The 18,396-nt window shown below is 59.3% G+C and carries 16 protein-coding genes; 6 read left to right on the top strand and 10 right to left on the bottom strand.

From position 1 onward, the window contains the following. Positions 1–26 precede the first annotated feature (26 nt). Positions 27–899, top strand: coding sequence for a Dyp-type peroxidase (locus T9A_RS02225; RefSeq protein WP_035244681.1), 873 nt, complete (start codon positions 27–29; stop codon positions 897–899). Positions 900–1,055: 156 nt separating this feature from the next. Here T9A_RS02225 and T9A_RS02220 read toward each other — a convergent pair whose 3' ends face one another. From T9A_RS02220 to map, 10 genes are all read right to left on the bottom strand, one after another. Continuing rightward, a complete protein-coding gene (locus tag T9A_RS02220; protein WP_035244680.1) occupies positions 1,056–2,654 on the bottom strand; it encodes an aldehyde dehydrogenase family protein in 1,599 nt (532 codons plus the stop codon). 134 nt (positions 2,655–2,788) lie between these two features. Next, a complete protein-coding gene (locus T9A_RS02215) occupies positions 2,789–4,885 on the bottom strand; it encodes an FUSC family protein (protein WP_052042434.1) in 2,097 nt (698 codons plus the stop codon). Then, positions 4,882–5,760, bottom strand: coding sequence for an efflux RND transporter periplasmic adaptor subunit (locus T9A_RS02210; RefSeq protein ID WP_035244678.1), 879 nt, complete (start codon positions 5,758–5,760; stop codon positions 4,882–4,884). Before T9A_RS02210 ends, T9A_RS02215 begins: the two co-directional genes overlap by 4 nt. Positions 5,761–5,769: 9 nt before the next feature. Continuing rightward, positions 5,770–5,970, bottom strand: coding sequence for a DUF1656 domain-containing protein (locus T9A_RS02205; protein ID WP_035244676.1), 201 nt, complete (start codon positions 5,968–5,970; stop codon positions 5,770–5,772). Positions 5,971–6,067: 97 nt separating this feature from the next. Then, positions 6,068–7,195, bottom strand: coding sequence for a succinyl-diaminopimelate desuccinylase (gene dapE / locus T9A_RS02200; RefSeq protein ID WP_035244675.1), 1,128 nt, complete (start codon positions 7,193–7,195; stop codon positions 6,068–6,070). A 148-nt stretch (positions 7,196–7,343) separates the two neighbouring features. After that, complete coding sequence (gene dapD / locus T9A_RS02195) at positions 7,344–8,378, bottom strand: 2,3,4,5-tetrahydropyridine-2,6-dicarboxylate N-succinyltransferase (RefSeq protein WP_035244673.1); 1,035 nt, start codon at positions 8,376–8,378, stop codon at positions 7,344–7,346. 45 nt (positions 8,379–8,423) lie between these two features. After that, entirely contained in the window at positions 8,424–8,771 is a 348-nt protein-coding gene (locus T9A_RS02190) for an ArsC family reductase (RefSeq protein ID WP_084573361.1), read from the bottom strand. Between the two features lie 203 nt (positions 8,772–8,974). Next, on the bottom strand, positions 8,975–10,156 hold the full coding sequence (gene dapC / locus T9A_RS02185) for a succinyldiaminopimelate transaminase (protein WP_035244671.1): 1,182 nt from the start codon (positions 10,154–10,156) through the stop codon (positions 8,975–8,977). A gap of 4 nt (positions 10,157–10,160) precedes the next feature. After that, positions 10,161–12,833: a [protein-PII] uridylyltransferase gene (locus T9A_RS02180; RefSeq protein WP_035244669.1), complete on the bottom strand. Its 2,673-nt coding sequence runs from the start codon at positions 12,831–12,833 to the stop codon at positions 10,161–10,163. Between the two features lie 76 nt (positions 12,834–12,909). Then, on the bottom strand, positions 12,910–13,704 hold the full coding sequence (gene map / locus T9A_RS02175; protein WP_035244668.1) for a type I methionyl aminopeptidase: 795 nt from the start codon (positions 13,702–13,704) through the stop codon (positions 12,910–12,912). Between the two features lie 297 nt (positions 13,705–14,001). On the opposite strand from map, the gene rpsB reads away from it, so the two are divergent. The 5 genes from rpsB to uppS all read left to right on the top strand — a co-directional run bounded on the left by rpsB (position 14,002) and on the right by uppS (position 18,396). Next, positions 14,002–14,760: a 30S ribosomal protein S2 gene (rpsB, locus tag T9A_RS02170; protein WP_035244666.1), complete on the top strand. Its 759-nt coding sequence runs from the start codon at positions 14,002–14,004 to the stop codon at positions 14,758–14,760. Positions 14,761–14,825: 65 nt separating this feature from the next. After that, entirely contained in the window at positions 14,826–15,704 is an 879-nt protein-coding gene (tsf, locus tag T9A_RS02165) for a translation elongation factor Ts (protein ID WP_035244664.1), read from the top strand. Positions 15,705–15,968: 264 nt separating this feature from the next. After that, entirely contained in the window at positions 15,969–16,703 is a 735-nt protein-coding gene (gene pyrH / locus T9A_RS02160) for a UMP kinase (protein WP_035244662.1), read from the top strand. Between the two features lie 120 nt (positions 16,704–16,823). After that, positions 16,824–17,381, top strand: a complete 558-nt coding sequence (gene frr / locus T9A_RS02155) for a ribosome recycling factor (RefSeq protein ID WP_035244660.1) — start codon at positions 16,824–16,826, stop codon at positions 17,379–17,381. Between the two features lie 235 nt (positions 17,382–17,616). Next, positions 17,617–18,396, top strand: coding sequence for a polyprenyl diphosphate synthase (gene uppS / locus T9A_RS02150; protein WP_035244658.1), 780 nt, complete (start codon positions 17,617–17,619; stop codon positions 18,394–18,396).

The raw sequence follows: 18,396 nt of genomic DNA, 5'->3' as shown, positions 1-18,396 counted from the left end.
TATTGATAAGGACTAAGGAGTTAACGGTGTCGACACCGCAAACGGGGATTTTTGATCGTAGTTATCAACATCATCTGTTCTTCGAATTCTGCCTTGGCAGTGGCCAGGAGATGCAGGCAGTCAGAGCCGCTTTGCACCAGCTGAATTCGCTGAAAAGTGAAAAGACACCGGTGTTGATGGCGTTCGGGCCAGCCCTCTGGGAGCAACTGGACACCCGCTTCAGCTTCCCGCCGTTTTCCTTGGAAGGCCATGTGCCGGCAACCCAGGGGGATCTGTGGGTCTGGGTGCAGGCGAAAGAGCGCGGTGATCTATTCGATACCGGCATGCAGGTACGCGATACCGTGGGCGAGCTGCTTTCCACGCAGCTGGAGCTGAACAGCTTCGTCTACCACGACATGCGTGACCTGACCGGGTTTGTCGATGGCATTGGCAATCCCACCGGTGAAAAGGCAGAAGAGGCCGCCTTCATTGCCGAGCCACACCCCGGTGCCGGTGGTAGTTGGGTGCTGACCCAGAAGTGGGTTCATGACCTGAAGAAATTCAACCAACTGCCGGTCAACGAACAGGAAAACGTGTTCGGCCGCACCAAGGAAGATGCAGTGGAGTTTGACGAAGAACGCATGCCGGCGAATGCCCATGTGGGCCGCACCGATGTGGATCGCGATGGTGTTCCCCAAAAAATGTGGCGCCGCTCGGTCCCCTACGGCGACAGCAGTGAACACGGCCTGTACTTCCTGGCCTTCTGCTGCGAACTGGATCGCTACGACTACCTGCTTCGCCGCATGTACGGCATCGCCGACGATACCGTCAAAGACCGCCTGCTGGACTACACTCGCCCGGTGATGGGCTCGTGGTGGTATGCGCCAGATCAGGAGTGGCTTGATAAGATCAGTGAATAGTTAATAGTGAACAGTTAACAGCGGCGCGGTTTCGCGCCTTCTGGACTGAAAACAAAGAGGCCGCGTCCATGATTTGGACGCGGCCTCTTGCGTTTCAAAACAGTTCAAACCTGTTCCGCGAAACTGTTCACTATTAATTGTTAACTATTCACTGCCTCAATCCGTTTTCCATTTGGTAAACATTTTCTTCACCAGGAACGGGGTGAGTTTCAGTGAGGCGCTGAGCATCTGGCCGAGGCCTTTGGGGAAGACGAAGTGCAGGGCGTTCTTGATGCCGTTGTAGGTGGCTTCGTCGAAGGGGTACCAGAAGATGTTTCGCTTGGAGGGCAGGATGTCCCAGTTGACCGCTTTGGCCTGGGTCATCTCCTCCAGGCCTTCCGGGCCGTGGGTGCGGCCGATGCCGGATTCCTTCCAGCCGCCCCAGGGGGTTTCGGAGAGGCCGTGGCTGTAAAGGTGATCATTGATGGTGGTGACCCCGGACTGCAGACGGGCAGCAATGGCGCGGCCACGCTTGTTGTTCTTGGTCCACACGGAGGAGGTCAGTGCCAGCTTGGATTCGTTGGCCTTGCGGATGGCGTCTTCTTCGTTAGCCACGCGTTGCACGGCAATCAGGGGGCCGAAGGTTTCATCGCACATGGTGAGCATGTCGTCGGTGACATTGGTCAGCAGCGTCGCCGGGTGGAAGAAGCCGTTTTCCACGTTGCCTACCGGGCGGGACTGGGCTTCGATACGGGCGCCTTTGGCCAGGGCATCTTCCAGGTGTTGCTGCACGGTGCGAAGCTGGCCGGCAGTGGTCAGGCTGCCGATATCTACATTGAAATCGTTGCAGCCTACCCCGTGACGCAGCTGGCGGGTCTTCTTGGCGAGTAGATCCACGAACTGGTCGTAGACCGCGTCCACCACATACACCCGTTCCACACCGCCACAACTTTGACCGGCATTCTGGTAACCGGCCCAGGCGGCACCGTTGGTGGCCCGTTCCAGGTCCGCATCTTCCAGCACCAGCATGGGGTCGTTGCCGCCCAGCTCCAGGGATACCGGAGTGAGGGTTTCAGCGGCCTGGGCCATCAGGGTTTTGCCGGCGGGGACGCTGCCGGTGAAGAACAGCTTGTCCACGCCATTCTCAAAGTAACCAGTGGCCACTTTGGAGCCGGAGCCGACGATGTGATGGAACAGACCCTCAGGCAATTCACCGGCGGCGATGATCTGCTCGATGGCGCGCCCGACTGCCGGGGTGGCAGCGGCCACTTTCAGCAGTACGGCATTACCCGCCATCAGGCCCATGACGATTTCACCGAAGGGGATCGACAGCGGATAGTTCCAGGGGCTGATAATGCCCACCACGCCCAGTGGTACACGCAGCATGTGGGTCTTCTTGTTGAAGAACAGGATGCTACCGCCGGGGCGGTTCTTCTCTTTCAGATATTTTTCCGCGTTGTTCGCATACCACTTGCAGGCCAGGGCGCAGGGCAGCACTTCGGTGGCCAGGGCATCGGTAAGGGTCTTGCCGTTGCTTTCGCTGACGGTGCGAGCCAGGTCGTCGGCGCGGTCGACAATGTAGCTGCGCATCATGGTGATATGGCGAGCCCGTTCCTTGAACGATTTGGCCGCCCAGATCGCCTGGGCTTCACGGGCCCGGGTCATGATCTCGGGCAGTTTGGCCAGATCGGTTTCATTCAGCTCGGCCACGGCGGTGCCGGTGGCCGGGTTGGTGTCCAGTACGGTTTTGCTATCCAGTTTTTCTTGCGCGGTCATGTGAGGAAGTCTCCATCACGGCAGGTCGCAAAGGCGGCCTGCGGGCTGTTCTGAGAGGGCCAGTGTCTGACTCCGGGAAAGGCACATAGGTAAACACAGAGTAGACATTGTGGCTAGTGCTGTTCGGGCCGATTTCAGGCGGTGACGCCACGGCTTTGCTGCGCTTCCGTCAGCCGGAACGCCATGCGCTCGAAGGTCAGGGCAATGCGTTCCAGGGCGCCGGCAATCAACTCACGGTCACGCTGAGCCAGGTTGCCAGCATCGTCCATAGCCAGTTTGAGCCTTTCCGATTGCTGGCGAAAGCCCTGGTCGACGGCGCCACGGGAACAGGCCTGGTAGGCCGCAGCCAGGGCCAGTTGCCAGCGATCGGCGCTGTCGAGCAGCGCGGGTGTTGCATTGCTGCGCAGGCGACTTTGAATCCACAGGGAAACCTGGCCCAGGTTCAGTCCGGTGAGGCCCAGGTCCGTGAAATGGCGCTGGGCCTCGGGCAGGGCCTTGTCACAGATGGTCAGCCAGCGCAGACGGTCGGCCATGCGGGCATTGAACCATTCCTCATTGATGTTGGCGGTGCCCGTCGTGGTCGCAGAGGTATTGCCCATCAAGGTCAGGTCGGTGGCGGTCTGGCGGATCAGTCGGCGGCGCAGGTTGGGGCCATTGGGGGGCGTAATCAGCCGGAACATGAGGAAGGCGATGGCGATTCCTGCGGTGATTGCCAGGCCGTTACTGGCCACCCGGGCCACGTCAAAATCCATGGCGTTGCCCGGCTGCACCAGAATGATATAGGGCGTACAGAAGCCCAGCCCCAGGGGCAGGGTCAGGCGTTTGCTGATGGCCAGCAGGCCGACAAACAAAGGCGCGCCGAGAATCAGGATGAGCAGGGGAAAGTTGCCGTTATTGAGCGCCAGCAGGGGGAGGGTGAAAAACAGGGCCACCGGGGTGGCCAGCACAGAACTGAAGGTGGCCCGTTTCAGCACCTGATCCGGCTCTGGCAGACGTGCAAAGAGAATGGTGAACATGACCGGCATGATCATCAGCATGATGGCCATGGGACTGGCAGTGCCTACCCAGAGACCGGCGGCAAGGGCAAACACCAGCGCACTGCGCAGGCCCACGGCGGCGGCGATCTGCAGATCCCGGTAAGGCCGCAGGCCCTGTGGCCGCAGTTGCACTTCATGGCTGAAATGCAGGGCACGGTTGGCCTCCAGAGCCAGGATCAGGTCAGCGGTCAGGTTCTGGCTGACCTGGAAGAAGCGCCGCTGCAGAGGCGGGGCATCCTCGGCTTGCTCGCCGCGGGCTTCGCGCAGTTGCTGGCGCAGGGTCTGGGCTTCTTTCATGGCCTGCTCGGCGGAGCGGGTTTCGCGCATGCGCTGGAAGGCGGTGCGCAAGGCATCAAGCAGGTCGCGCAAGGCCGGGGTGAGCAGATCATCATGGTTACGCATCAGGCGCCCGATCACGCGGATGCGGGCTACCAGTGACAGGGTTTTGTGGCAGATCACGGTAGCCGCCCGGGCCCGCCCCGGGCCATGGCTGCCCTCGTAGTGAACGGCGCTGCTGTCATCACTGAGCGCAAAAATACCCTGCAGCAGGGTATCCACCTGGTTGTGGCGTTTGGCGTGAGTGCCCGTCGGGTCCAGTTCCAGTTCCAGATAGGCCAGTGTCTGGTTGAGGGCGGTGCGGGCATGCTCCTTGAGCAGACCGCTGACTCGTACTGGCCACAGCAGGCTGCTTACCAGAGTGGCGCAGACGGCGCCGAGAATGATCTCACTGACCCGGGCGTTGGCAATGTGGAATATGCCCAGGCTGGAGGTATTGGCCGGGTCGGCGATGGCCAGCACCACGATGAGGGTGGCGGTGATGCCCGCCATGGCGAAACCGTAGATGAAATTAGCCTGGCGCACCCAGGCGGAGGCGCCGGCATTGAGGCCGATCCACAGGGTCAGTGCGCCAATGGCCAGGGCCGGGTAGGGGAGTAGCCAGGCCAGGATCAGTAGGCCCATGGCGCCGCCTACCAGGGTGCCGCCGATCTGGCAGAAGCCTTTTTCAATCACCAGCCCGGTTTCCGGGCGGACTTGCAGGAACACGGCGGAGATCAGCGCCCAGTAGGGCCGGTCCAGTTGCAGCAGCATGGACAGATAGAGTGCCAGGGCCATGGCGATGACGCCCTTGGCGGCGAACAGGACAGACTGGCGGTCAGGAGTGAGCAGAACAGCCAGTCGCGGATCCAGTTTCATTGCTCGCTCTTGGTGTCCTGCTCGTGGAGGCGCACGGTGGCAGTCATGCCAGCGGCCAGCAGAATGTCATCGGGAATGTGGTCCAGCTCGATATGCACAGGAATGCGCTGGGCCAGGCGCACCCAGTTGAAGGTCTGCTGGACCTGGGGCAATAGCTGGCCGTCAGTCTGAGTGTTGGCATTGGCGATGGCCTGGCCCACGCTGGTGACCTTGCCGCGCAGTTTGCGGGCGCCGTTCATCAGTACCACTGTGGCCCGCTGGCCCACTTCCACCATGGGCAGCTTGGTTTCCTCGAAGTAGCCGGTGACATAGAAGCTGCCAGTCTTGACCATCGACACTACCGGCGTGCCCTGATTAACGAAGTTACCCTGCTGCAGGGTCAGGTTGACGATAGTGCCGTCTGCGGGAGCTTCCACACGGGTTCGTTCCAGGTTGATTCTGGCGCTGGCCAGTTCTGCCTCGGCCAGCGCCACATTGGCGGCAGCAAGCTGGGCCTCGATACGGGCACTGTCCAGTTCTTCACGGCTGATGCTGTTGCCGGCGTGCAGGCGTTTGCGCCGTTCGTATTGATGTTCCGCCAGGCGCAGGGACTCCTGCTCGTGGAGCAGTTGGGCTTCGGCCCGGGCAAGTGTGGCCCGGTAGCGGATGTCATCAATCCGGAACAGGGGATCGCCCTGTTGCACGGTCTGGTCGTCACGAATGTGCAGCTCGCTGACCCAGCCGGACACATCCGGGGATAGCGTAATGATCTCGGCGCGCACCTTGCCGTCGCGGGTCCAGGGAGCATAGAGGTAATAATTCCACACCCAGTTGCCGGCCAGCAGGGCCAGAATGACCAGAACTACGGTGAGCAGAATGCGTAGCGGTTGTTGCATGAATTGTCCCTAACTCAGCGCTCTCAGGAAAAGGGCTACAAAGCAGATAAACAGTGACAGATAGACCCAGGCACTTTTCCAGAGTTGCTGATGCCAACCCAGTTTGCGCAGCAGCAGGAAGGTCAACAGGGTGAGCATCATGCCCAGCAGCACGAATAGCACCATGGGGCTGATCAGCAGTCCGCCAACCGGAATTTCATGCAGCCACATCGTCGTTCCCTGGCAGTGTCACGTTACCGAGCATGGTAACGGATAATCCGGGGCACCTGTAGGAGAGGTCGGCTTGATGCCTATTTCTGCTGGCGATTCACTGCATCAGCTTTTCGAGCAGGCGGGTGTAGATTCCGGTCAGCGTATCCAGCTCACTGATGCTGGTGTGCTCGTCCACCTTGTGGATGGTGGCATTGGTGGGCCCGAGCTCCACTACCTGGCTGCCGGTGGGGGCAATAAAACGTCCGTCGCTGGTGCCGCCGGCGGTGGACAGTTCCGTGTCGAGGCCGGTGACATCACGGATAGCGGTGACGGCAGCATCCACCAGGGCGCCGCGATCGGTGAGGAACGGCTGCCCGGACAGGGTCCATTGCAGGTCGTAATCCAGGCCGTGTTTGTCCAGGACCGCCTCGGTACGCTCGCGCAGCAGGGCATCGGTCAGTTCCGTGGAGAAACGGAAGTTGAAAATGACCTCGCAGGTGCCGGGGATCACATTGGTGGCCCCGGTGCCGGCGTTGATGTTGGAAATCTGGAAGCTGGTGGCCGGGAAGAAATCGTTTCCTTGATCCCATTCGGTGCCGGCCAGCTCGGCCAGGGCCGGTGTCGCATCATGGACCGGGTTGCGGGCCAGGTGCGGGTAGGCAACATGCCCCTGAATGCCTTTGACGGTGAGGCGTGCGCCCAGGGAGCCACGGCGACCATTCTTGATCACATCGCCCACGGTGTTGGTGGAGGAGGGTTCGCCCACCAGGCAGTAGTCGATGTGTTCATTGCGGGCCTGCAGATGCTCGACCACCTTGACGGTGCCGTTCACTGACGGCCCTTCCTCATCGGCTGTGATCAACAGGGCCAGGCTGCCGTTGTGGTCCGGATGCGCCGCCACAAAATCCTCAATGGCCACCATGATGGCGGCGATGGAGCCTTTCATGTCCGCGGTGCCGCGCCCATAGAGCAGATCACCTTCTTCGGTGGGTGTGAAAGGGTCGTACTTCCACGCCGACACATCCCCGGTGGGCACCACGTCAGTGTGACCGGCAAAGGCAAACACCGGCCCTTGCGTACCGCGCCGTGCCCACAGATTGCGCACTTCCTCGAACCACAGGGTTTCGCACTGGAAACCAAGCGCTTCCAGTTTTTCAATCATCCAGTCCTGGCAGCCTTCGTCCTCGGGAGTGACGGAGGCACGGCGGATGAGTTCTTTGGTGTAGTCGAGGGTGCGGGACATGGGTATTCCAGTATCGGTGATTCAAAGCCGCTGTAGGAGCACCTCTTGAGGTGCGAAGGGTGGTTGCGAGTCACGAGTTACTCGCTTCTGGCCTTTGTTCGCACCTCGAGAGGTGCTCCTACAGGTGGCCCGGTCGGGGCTTGGTGCCTCAGTTGTGCTTGTGCAGTTCTTCGTTCAGGGCGATGGCGCTCTTGTTGGTCAGACACTGCACGGCACCATTGGTGGTGTTGCGGCGGAACAGCAGGTCGGACTGGCCGGCCAGATCGCGGGCTTTGACGGTGTCCACGATCTCGCCCTTGTCGTCCAGCAGCTGCACCTTGGAACCGGATGTGATGTAGAGGCCAGCTTCGATGGTGCAGCGGTCGCCCAGCGGTATGCCGGTACCGGCGTTGGCGCCCAGCAGGCAGCCTTCACCCAGGGAAATGATGATGTTGCCGCCGCCGGACAGGGTGCCCATGGTGGAGGCGCCACCGCCGATGTCGGAGCCCTTGCCGACGAAGACGCCAGCAGAGATGCGACCTTCGATCATGCCCGGGCCTTCGGTACCGGCGTTAAAGTTGATGAAGCCTTCATGCATGATGGTGGTGCCTTCGCCCACATAGGCGCCCAGACGGACGCGGGCGGTATCGGCGATACGTATGCCCTTGGGCACCACGTAGTCAGTCATCTTGGGGAACTTGTCCACGCTGTTCACTTCCAGCACCTTGCCATTCAGACGGGCCAGCAGCTGACGCTCAGGCAGTTCGTCCAGGTCCACGGCCCCTTCGTTGGTCCAGGCCACATTAGGCAGCAGCGGGAACATGCCGGACAGGTTGACGCCGTGTGGCTTCACCAGGCGGTGAGAGATCAGCTGCAGCTTCAGGTAGGCCTCTGGTGTGGACGCGGGCTCCGCATCGGTTTCCAGTACGGTGAGAACCACCGGACGGTCCGACTCCTGGAAGGCAACGCCATAGCTGGCTTCGTGCTCGAAGCCGGCTTCGCGCCATTCGCGGGCGATGTGCTGTACCTGGCGGTGGGTCAGCTCGATGGCGGCATTGCCACCCTGGTAACCCAGTTCTTCACGGATGACTTCGACCAGTTTGTCATCCGGATTGAGAGCCGGATCCGGATAAAACACTTCCAGCCAGTTGTCATTGCGGTTCTTGGTGCCGCAGCCCAGGGCGATGGCGAAAAAGTTGCTCATGGTGTCCTCTCTTCAATGCGTCGGACGTCAGGCGTCTGACGTTTCTTAATTCAAAGTGTCTTTCCACTCGTCGGCCTTGAAACCGGCGAGGATGAAATGGTCGTTTTGCAGGATCGGGCGCTTGATGATGGACGGATTCTCCGTCGCCACGGTAATGGCCTTTTCCGTGTTCATGGATTCTTTTACCGCGTCATCAAGCTTGCGCCAGGTGGTGCCGCGTTTGTTGATCACGGTTTCCCAGCCCAGCGCTTCCAGCCACTGACGAAGACGTTGCTCGGGCACGCCTTCCTTCTTGTAGTCATGAAAGTGATAGCCAACGCCGTTGTCATCCAGCCACTTTATGGCTTTCTTCATGGTATCGCAGTTTTTGATACCGAAGATGGTCAGTTCCATGTGTATTCCTCTTCGAGCCTTTCCGTAGGAGCCTCGCTGGCGGTGCGATAGCCCATAACCTGAAAAGCGCTGTTTACCACAGAGGGCACAGAGATCACTGAGGAAAAGACGGGTTTTACTCTGTGTGCTCTGTGCCCTCTGTGGTGAAATCGCTTTTGATCCTGGTTTTTGATCGCGCCGCCAGCGACGCTCCTACGGCGATGTTATAGCGTATCCAGTAACGCCTTGATGCGTTTCGCCCCTTCTACACACTCTTCCAGCGGAGCCACCAGCGCCATTCGTACCCGGTTCTTGCCCGGGTTTTTGCCATTCACTGTGCGTGACAGGTAGCGGCCGGGCAGTACGGTGACATTCTGCTCCGCTTGCAGACGCTGGGCGAATTCCTCATCGGAGATCGGTGTTTTCGGCCAAAGGTAAAAGCCGGCAGCCGGGGCGGATACCTTAAGTGGGCCGCCGAGAATGTCCAGTACCGCGTCGAATTTTTCCCGATAAAGGGCCCGGTTCTTTTCCACATGGGTTTCATCATTCCAGGCAGCGATGCTGGCCAGCTGGTGATGAATGGGCATGGCGCAGCCGTGGTAGGTGCGGTAGCGCAGAAAACCTTTGAGGATTTCGCTATCGCCGGCCACAAAGCCGGAGCGCAGCCCCGGCAGGTTGGAACGCTTGGACAGGGAGTGGAATGCCACGCAGCGGCGGTAATCATCCCGGCCCAGTTCCGCACAGGCCTGAAGCAGGCCGGCGGGGGGCTTGTCCCGGTAGATTTCCGAGTAGCACTCATCCGAGGCGATGACGAAATCATACTTGTCGGCGAGCTGTATCAGGGCCTTGAGCTGGGCCTTGGTAAGCGTGGCGCCAGTGGGGTTGCCGGGAGTGCAGATAAACAGCAGCTGGGTACGAATCCAGGTGTCTTCGCTGACCGCGTCGAAATCCGGCTGCAAGCCGGTGTCGTCGGTGCAGGGCAGGTACATGGGCTCGCCACCGGCCAGCAGGGTGGCGCCTTCATAGATCTGGTAGAAGGGGTTGGGCATGAGCACCAGTGGCTGACGCTGACGGTCAATGACGGCCTGGGTGAAGGCAAACAGGGCCTCCCGGGTGCCGTTCACCGGTAGTACCTGGCTGCTGGCATCCACGCTGTTGAGGTGGAAGCGGCGCTTGAGCCAGGTCGCAATGGCGTCGCTCAACTCCGGAATGCCGGCAGTAGTCGGATAGCGCGACAGCAGGGCGGTGTTGTCGCCCAGCACCTGTTGTACAAAGTCTGGCGAGGGGTGCTTGGGTTCGCCAATGGACAGGGCAATGGGCGACTTGTCCGAGGTGGGCAAATCCTTGAACAGGAGTTTCAGTTTTTCAAACGGGTAAGGGTGCAACCGTTCCAGATCTGGATTCATAGGGTCAGGAGTTTCCGTTGTTCTTGTCGTCGAGTTCTTTGATGAGGGTTTCCTGCAGCTCCTGACACAGGGCCGGGTCGGAAACCGGATCACCATCGAGATCGGTAATAAAAAAGACGTCTTCCACGCGCTCGCCGAGGGTGGCAATGCGGGCATTCTGCACCAGCAACTCGAAGCGCATGAAGATGCGGCCGATATGGGCGAGCAGGCCGGGGCGATCCAGGGTCTGGATATCCACGGCGGTGCGGTCGTTGACGATATCGTTGCTGATCAGTACCTGGGTAGGTACATCGAAATGTTTGTGTCGACGAGGCATGCGTCGGCTCACCGTGGAGGAGAAGCGTTCTGGATGCTTCAGGGTCTCGGTGAGCATTTTGCGAATCTGTTCAATGCGCGGCCAGTCCTCGCCAATGGGGGTGCCGTTCTCGTCAAGAACGATATAGGTATCCAGGCTGAAGCCGTCGGCACTGGTAATGATGCGCGCGTCCATGATGGTCAGGCCCAGGGTGTCCAGGGCGTTCACCGTGGCGCTGAACAGGTTGCGGGTGTCCGGGGTGTAGATAAAGATCTGCGAGCCGCCGGCCAGCACGCTCTGGCTGGATTCGCGGATCAGCACCAGGGGGTCTTCCGGATCATCCCGGTCCAGCAGAGCTTCGGTATGCCAGGAAATATCCCGGGGGGTTTCGCGCAGGAAGTATTCGTCGCCGATGTTCGCCCACAGGGATTCGATCGCTTTGGGATCGTGGTCACGCTCGGTGAGCATTTTCATTGCTGCATCGCGGGTTTCGTCGATCCAGTCCTGTTTTTCCACCGGGTTGTTGAGGCCCCGCCGCAGGGCACGCTTGGTCTCGGTATATAGCTGACGCAGCAGGGAGGCGCGCCAGGAGTTCCACAGGGTGGGGTTGGTGGCGTTGATGTCGGCCACGGTCAGCACGTAGAGATAATCAAGGTGCACCAGGTCGCCCACCTTGCGGGCAAATTCGTAGACCACGTCCGGGTCGGAGATGTCCTTGCGCTGGGCGGTCACGCTCATGGTCAGATGACTTCTCACCAGCCAGGCCACCAGCTTGCCATCCCAGGCGGTAAGTCCGTGGCGCTGGCAGAAGGCAATGGCGTCTTCGGCGCCCAGTTCGGAATGGTCGCCGCCACGGCCCTTGGCGATATCGTGGTAAAGGCCGGCGGCGTAGAGCAGTTCCGGCTTGGGCAGGCGGTAAAATACCTCGCTGGCCAGCGGGAATTCCTCGCGCAGATCTTCATAGCGCAGCCGGCGCATGTTCTTGATTACCAGCAGGGTATGAGCATCCACAGTGTAGATGTGGAACAGGTCGTACTGCATCATGCCGATGATGCCGCCGAACTCCGGCAGGTATTTGCCGAGAATACCGTAGCGCTTCATGCGTCGCAGCTGCGAAAAAAGGGCGTGGGGGCTGCGCAGCAACTGCATGAACAGGCCGGTGTTTTCCGGGTCGTTGCGGAACGCCTCGTTGATCTGCCTTCGATTGTAGATAAGGGCTCGCACCGTAGAAGCACGAATCCCTTTAAGCTGGGGGTTCTGGGCCATCAGTACAAAGGCTTCCAGCAGGGCGCTGGGGTGTTTTTCGAAGACTTGCGGACTGGTCACTTCCAGGTAGTCGTTGCGTACCTGGAAGCGGCGATTGAGGGGGCGCACCTGATCCGGCTTCTCGTTGTGCAGGATTACCTCGTCGAACAGTTGCAGCAGCATCTCATTGAGTACCGACAGGGCCAGCGCTACCCGATAGAAGCCTTTCATGAAATGTTCCACCGCCAGATTGGCGCTGGAATCCTCGTGGCCCAGACGGGTGGCGAGCTGGCGCTGATGATCGAATAGCAGCCGGTTTTCGTTGCGCTCGGTATGTACGTGCAATTGCCAGCGCACTTCCCAGAGATAATCCAGGCATTTGCGCAGCACGCCGTATTCTTCGGCGGTCAGAAAGCCCACATCCACCAGGGCTTCCAGGCTGTCGGCATTGAAGTGGCGTTTGGCTACCCAGGCGATCATTTGCACGTCGCGCAGGCCGCCCGGCGCATTCTTCAGATCCGGTTCCAGGTTGTATTCGGTGTCATTGAAGCGCTTGTGGCGGGCCACCTGTTCCTGCCATTTGGCGGCGAAGAAGGCAGCGGAATCCCACATGTGCTCGGGGCCGGTACGCTCTTCCAGTTGCAAGCGAAGGGTATCGCTCCCGCCCAGGGTGCGCGCTTCCATGATGTTGGTGGCAACGGTGATGTCTTCGCGGGCCAGCTCCACGCATTCATCCAGAGTGCGCACTGCATGGCCGATTTCCAGGCCCATATCCCAGAGGAAGGCGACGAAACGCTCCAGGCAGTCGCGCAGGGTCTGATCCGGGCTGTCGGCCATCAGTACCAGCACGTCCACATCAGAACAGGGGTGAAGCTCGGCCCGGCCATAGCCGCCCACGGCTACCAGTGCCACGCCATCGCGTTCGGCGAGTCCAAACAGGGACCAGGCGGCAATCATCACCTGGTCTACCAGATCAGCCCGGTCGCGGACCAGCTCGGTAATGTCGGTGGAGGCAAAGGCCTGGTTCAGGCGCTCCTGACCCTGCTCCAGATACTGGCGGGCATACTGGCCCGGTTGGGCGCTTTCCTGGAGGGCCTCAAACAGTTGTTCCTGGGGCAGGGCAGGGGAGAAGGTCATGAATGTCCTGTGGTGGGGTTGCGGGCAGGCCAGCAACCGTAACGGTTACTGGCAGGAAACCGGTTGGCGGCCCGTGTCAGTACAAATCGGTCTCTTCGCCTCGGGCGGTGAGAACTTCGTAACCATCGGCGGTTACAGCGATGGTGTGCTCCCACTGAGCAGACAATTTGCGATCCTTGGTGACCACGGTCCAGTTGTCCGGCAGCAGCTTGTTTGCCGCCTTGCCGGCATTGATCATGGGTTCGATGGTGAACACCATGCCTTCCTGTAATTCAAGACCCGTGCCAGGCTTGCCGTAATGCACCACCTGGGGCTCTTCATGAAACCCTTCACCGATGCCATGGCCGCAATATTCGCGGACCACTGAGAAGCGTTCTCCCTCGGCCATTTTCTGGATACGGTTGCCGATATCACCCAGGCGGACTCCGGGTTTGACCATTCTGATGCCGGCCATCATGCACTCGCGGGTGATTTCTACTAGCCGGCGGGCCAGTACCGAGGGCTCTCCTACATAAAACATCTTGGAGGTATCGCCGTGCCAGCCATCCTTGATCACGGTGACGTCGATATTGACGATGTCGCCGTTCTTAAGCGCTTTACGGTCATTGGGAATGCCGTGGCAGACCACGTGGTTCACCGAAGTACAGACGGATTTCGGGAATGGAATGCGACCCGGCGCGCCGCCATAACCCAGACAGGCGGGGATGGCATGCTGTTTGTTGACGATATGATCGTGGCAGATGCGGTCCAGTTCCTCGGTGGTGACCCCTGCCTTGACGTGCTCGCCGATCATTTCCAGGACTTCGGCGGCCAGTTTGCCGGCTTCGCGCATTTTGGCGATCTGTTCGGGGGTTTTGATGACAACATTCATGAGACTTGAGGAAACTCCAGCTATTTCAGTGGGTTGAGCGGGTGTGAGACGGCGCTCTCTGTGCCGGCAATGCGCCTTTGGCGTTGCTCGCAAAGGGCATCTGTGGTATAAAGCGCGCGCTTTCCCGCTCACCGACGGCCATGTGGCAACAAGTGCCGCATTGTAACCGCCGTTGGGTGGGGAAGGAAATCACACATGCCCCGTCACATAGCTCCGGGTGCTGGTATTCCTGTTTACAGGGTGCTGGTTGGGTTTATGCGGGGGCGTGGAGGCCTAACCCAAAGTGGAGTATTAACAATGTCCAGCGTAACTATGCGCGATATGCTGAAGGCCGGTGTGCACTTCGGCCACCAGACCCGTTACTGGAACCCGAAGATGAACGCTTACATCTTTGGCGCCCGTAACAAGATTCACATCATCAACCTGGAACAGACCCTGCCCCTGTTCAATGACGCCATGGCGTTTCTGAACAAGCTGGCTGCCAGCAACAACAAGATCCTGTTTGTTGGTACCAAGCGTGCAGCGCAGAAAGCAGTGAGCGAAGAAGCTCAGCGTTGCGGTATGCCCTACGTTGATCACCGTTGGTTGGGCGGCATGCTCACCAACTGGAAAACCATCCGTCAGTCCATCAAGCGGTATCGCGAGCTGGAAGCCCAGTTCCAGGACGGCACCTTTGACAAGCTGACCAAGAAAGAAGCCCTGATGCGCAAGCGTGAGATGGACAAGCTTGAGCGTTCCATCGGCGGTATCAAGGACATGGGCGGTCTGCCCGATGCCCTGTTCGTGATCGACGTGGATCACGAAGACATTGCCCTGCAGGAAGCCCGCAAGCTGGGTATTCCGGTTGTAGCGGTAGTGGACACCAACTCTAACCCCGATGGCGTGGATTACGTGATCCCGGGTAACGACGACGCTATCCGTGCTATTCAGCTGTACGTGACAGCGGCCGCCGACACCATCCTGGAAGGCAAGCAGTACGCCCAGAACCAGACCGGTGGTGAAAGCGAATTCGTCGAGGTAGCCGACGAGGCCCAAGGCGAGAAAGCCGAAGGTTGATCCGTCGAGGCAGGCCCCTGCGGCCTGCCTGTATTACCGAAACTTACCAAATTGAGAGGATAATCATGGCTGCTGTAACTGCTGCAATGGTTAAGGAGCTTCGTGAGCGCACCGGTCTTGGCATGATGGAGTGCAAGAAGGCGCTGGTGGAAGCGGATGGCGATATCGAAAAAGCCATTGATGATATGCGTAAGTCTGGCCAGGCCAAAGCGGCCAAGAAAGCCGGCCGTACCGCTGCGGAAGGCGGTGTCGTGGTTGCGACCAACGACGCCAACACCCTGGCTGTAATGGTGGAAATCAACTCGGAAACCGATTTCGTTGCTCGCGATGACAATTTCCTGGGTTTCTGCGACAAAGTCGCTGGCGCAGCACTGGCTGCTGGCGAAACCGACGCCGCCAAAATTGGCGAGTTGAAGCTGGAAGATGGCTCCACCGTTGAAGAAGCCCGTCAGGCGCTGGTTCAGAAAATCGGTGAGAACATCCAGATCCGTCGTGCTGCCAAGCTGGAAGCGGAAGGTGCCATTGGTGCTTACGTCCATGGCGGCCGTATCGGTGTGCTGGTAGCCCTGAAGGGTGGCGATGCCGAGCTGGGTAAAGATGTGGCCATGCATGTGGCTGCGGTTAACCCGATGGTGATCAGCGGTGATCAGGTTCCGGCGGAAGTGCTGGAAAAAGAGAAAGAGATCATCCGTGCCCAGCCTGATATGGAAGGCAAGCCGGCTGAGATCGTCGAGAAGATGCTCGGCGGCCGGATCAACAAGTACCTGAAAGAGGTTAGCTTGTTGGATCAGCCGTTCGTGAAAGATCCCAATACCTCTGTAGGTGCCCTGGTGAAGGGTGCTGGCGCCGAGATCGTCGCTTTCGAGCGTCTGGTTGTGGGCGAAGGTATTGAGAAAGAAGAAGTCGATTTTGCTGCCGAGGTTCAGGCTGCGGCCAAGGGCTGAGGTTGAGCACTGATCGATGACCAAAGAACGCCTTGCTGGCGAGATCAGCAGGGCGTTTTTTTCGCCTGTTGACCGGCTGTTACGGGCGATTCAGGGAAAAGCGCTTGCAACCATCGTGCGGGGCGGTACTGTGCTAGCAGGCCATATACCGACGCGAGATGAGTGCAGCGTAAAGGCCGGGCTGGCAGCTGCTGCCAGCCCGGTAACAGTGTAAAAGCGGGTATTCATGGGTGGCGCTTTCTTATGAGTGGTGGAGAACAAGACATGCCGACGAACAAGGAGCGCTCGCCGCGCTATAACCGGATTCTGCTCAAGCTGAGCGGTGAAGCGCTGGCGGGTGAAGAGGGCTTCGGGATTGATCCCAAAGTGCTGGATGCGATTTCCCTGGAAATCGGTCAGCTCGTCGGTATCGGGGTCCAGGTGGGCTTGGTAGTAGGTGGTGGTAATCTGTTCCGCGGTGCGGCATTGCAAAGCGCGGGTCTTGACCGGGTGGCAGGCGACCATATGGGCATGCTGGCGACCGTGATGAACGGCCTGGCGCTGCGTGATGCACTGGAGCGGTCCAATATCCGCACTCGCCTGATGTCGGCGATCCCCATGAGCGGGGTGGTGGAGCATTATGACCATCGTAATGCCAATCGCCATCTCAAGAATGGTGAAGTGGTGATCTTCTGTGCCGGTACCGGCAACCCCTTCTTTACTACCGATTCCGCGGCGTGTCTGCGCGGTATTGAGATCAGTGCCGATGTGGTTCTCAAGGCCACCAAGGTGGATGGAGTCTATAGTGATGATCCGCAGAAAAACCCGGCGGCCATCAAATATGACACCTTGACCTATGACGAGGTGCTGGATAAAAAGCTTGGAGTCATGGATCTGACGGCTATCTGTCTGTGCCGCGATCACTCCATGCCTCTGCGTGTCTTTGATATGAACAAGAAGGGTGCGCTGCTGAACCTGATGCTGGGTGGCAGCGAAGGGACCCTGGTGGAAGCCGGGTAATCTCCGGCTGGCCGCTGTTGGAAGTTTTTGTTGTCCGCGCTGCGGACGTTGCATAACAAGGGTCTGGTTGGCGTCTCGAGGCTTTCCAGACTCTGCTGAAAAGAAAGGCGAGGAATTACGGTGATTGACGATATTCGCAAAGATGCAGAATCCCGCATGAAAAAGAGTCTGGCTGCGCTGGATACCGCGCTGAAGCGTGTGCGTACCGGTCGTGCCCACCCCAGCCTGCTGGACAATATCACGGTGGATTACTATGGCGCGGAGACGCCGCTGCAGCAGCTTGGCAATATCTCCGTGGAAGAGGGGCGCACCCTGACCATCTCTCCCTTCGACAAGAGTCTGATTCCGCAGATAGAGCGGGCCATCATGACCTCTGACCTGGGTCTGAACCCGTCTACTTCCGGTAGCCTGATCCGGCTACCGCTGCCGCCGTTGACCGAGGAAACCCGCCGGGACCTGGTCAAGGTGGTTCGAGCTGAAGCCGAGCAGGCACGGGTTTCCGTGCGCAGCGTTCGCCGTGATGCCAACAGTGACTTGAAGGAACTGCTCAAGGAAAAGGAAATTTCCGAGGACGAGGAGCGCCGCGGGGAAGAGCTTGTCCAGCAGCTTACCGACAAGATGGTGGTGGAAGTGGATCGGGTCTTGAAAGAGAAGGAAGAGGAGTTGATGACCGTTTAGCACAACCGGTCATCATTCACGGATGCGGGCTGTGACCTGAATCCCTGACTTCATCGCGGCGCTTGACGTAAGCCTTTGTCGCCACAGAAAATTTGTCCTCAGTCGATCGTATTCCCTGATACGATACTTCTTCGGAAAATCCCCTGTGGCAACAAATTCTTGCGCCATGCGTCCACGCTGAAACCACGGATTCAGGTGCACGTCAGCCCGCTTTTTTGTTATTGGCGGATGCAGTATGGCCAGCGAAAACATCCACTCCAGTGCCCCGGACATCGATTCCCATCAAGGCGAACTGCCCCGGCACGTAGCCATTATCATGGACGGTAATAACCGCTGGGCCCGCAAACAGGGTCTGCCCGGCGAAGAAGGGCATCGTGCCGGTGAAACCACGGTGCAGACTATTATCCGCAGTGCGGCAGAGCGGGGTATCGAAGCGCTGACCCTGTTTGCCTTCAGCTCGGAGAATTGGCGTCGCCCACAAGGGGAAGTGGATCACCTGATGGCGTTGTTCCTCAAGGCCCTTGGCGGTCGTGTGGAAGAGCTGCATGGCCATGGTGTGCGTATCCGTTTTATCGGTGATCGTAGTGCCTTTGCCGAGGACCTGCAGAAAGGCATGGCCGACGCCGAGGCGCTGACCGGCGATAATCCTCGCATGACGGTGGTCATCGCAGTGAACTACGGCGGTCAGTGGGATATTGCCCAGGCAGCCCGTCAGCTGGCTATTCAGGTGGAGCAGGGTGGCATCACGCCCGATCAAATTACGGCCGAAGTCCTTGGGCAGCATGTGGCCATGGCCGATTTGCCTCTGCCCGACCTGCTGATCCGCACTGGCGGTGACCAGCGCATCAGCAATTTTCTGCTGTGGCAACTGGCCTACAGCGAACTGTTTTTTTCCCCGCTGTTATGGCCTGATTTTGATGCGGACGCCTTTGCTGCCGCCTTGCAGGATTATGCCGGCCGCCAGCGTCGTTTTGGACGCTCAGGTGAAGAAGTGGCCGGATTGAAAGGAGAATAA

Origin of the sequence: Alcanivorax jadensis T9, assembly GCF_000756655.1 — a bacterium.
GTDB classification, from domain to species: domain Bacteria; phylum Pseudomonadota; class Gammaproteobacteria; order Pseudomonadales; family Alcanivoracaceae; genus Alcanivorax; species Alcanivorax jadensis.
Note: the sequence above shows the minus strand (reverse complement) of the source record. Positions and strands in the feature narration are given on the sequence as shown.

Bases quoted from the DNA above. Each gene is read 5' to 3' on its own strand.
- T9A_RS02220 (WP_035244680.1), bottom strand. From the start codon at position 2,654: ATGACCGCGCAAGAAAAACTGGATAGCAAAACCGTACTGGACACCAAC.
- T9A_RS02215 (WP_052042434.1), bottom strand. From the start codon at position 4,885: ATGAAACTGGATCCGCGACTGGCTGTTCTGCTCACTCCTGACCGCCAG.
- T9A_RS02210 (WP_035244678.1), bottom strand. From the start codon at position 5,760: ATGCAACAACCGCTACGCATTCTGCTCACCGTAGTTCTGGTCATTCTG.
- T9A_RS02205 (WP_035244676.1), bottom strand. From the start codon at position 5,970: ATGTGGCTGCATGAAATTCCGGTTGGCGGACTGCTGATCAGCCCCATG.
- dapE (WP_035244675.1), bottom strand. From the start codon at position 7,195: ATGTCCCGCACCCTCGACTACACCAAAGAACTCATCCGCCGTGCCTCC.
- dapD (WP_035244673.1), bottom strand. From the start codon at position 8,378: ATGAGCAACTTTTTCGCCATCGCCCTGGGCTGCGGCACCAAGAACCGC.
- T9A_RS02190 (WP_084573361.1), bottom strand. From the start codon at position 8,771: ATGGAACTGACCATCTTCGGTATCAAAAACTGCGATACCATGAAGAAA.
- dapC (WP_035244671.1), bottom strand. From the start codon at position 10,156: ATGAATCCAGATCTGGAACGGTTGCACCCTTACCCGTTTGAAAAACTG.
- T9A_RS02180 (WP_035244669.1), bottom strand. From the start codon at position 12,833: ATGACCTTCTCCCCTGCCCTGCCCCAGGAACAACTGTTTGAGGCCCTC.
- map (WP_035244668.1), bottom strand. From the start codon at position 13,704: ATGAATGTTGTCATCAAAACCCCCGAACAGATCGCCAAAATGCGCGAA.
- rpsB (WP_035244666.1), top strand. From the start codon at position 14,002: ATGTCCAGCGTAACTATGCGCGATATGCTGAAGGCCGGTGTGCACTTC.
- tsf (WP_035244664.1), top strand. From the start codon at position 14,826: ATGGCTGCTGTAACTGCTGCAATGGTTAAGGAGCTTCGTGAGCGCACC.
- pyrH (WP_035244662.1), top strand. From the start codon at position 15,969: ATGCCGACGAACAAGGAGCGCTCGCCGCGCTATAACCGGATTCTGCTC.
- uppS (WP_035244658.1), top strand. From the start codon at position 17,617: ATGGCCAGCGAAAACATCCACTCCAGTGCCCCGGACATCGATTCCCAT.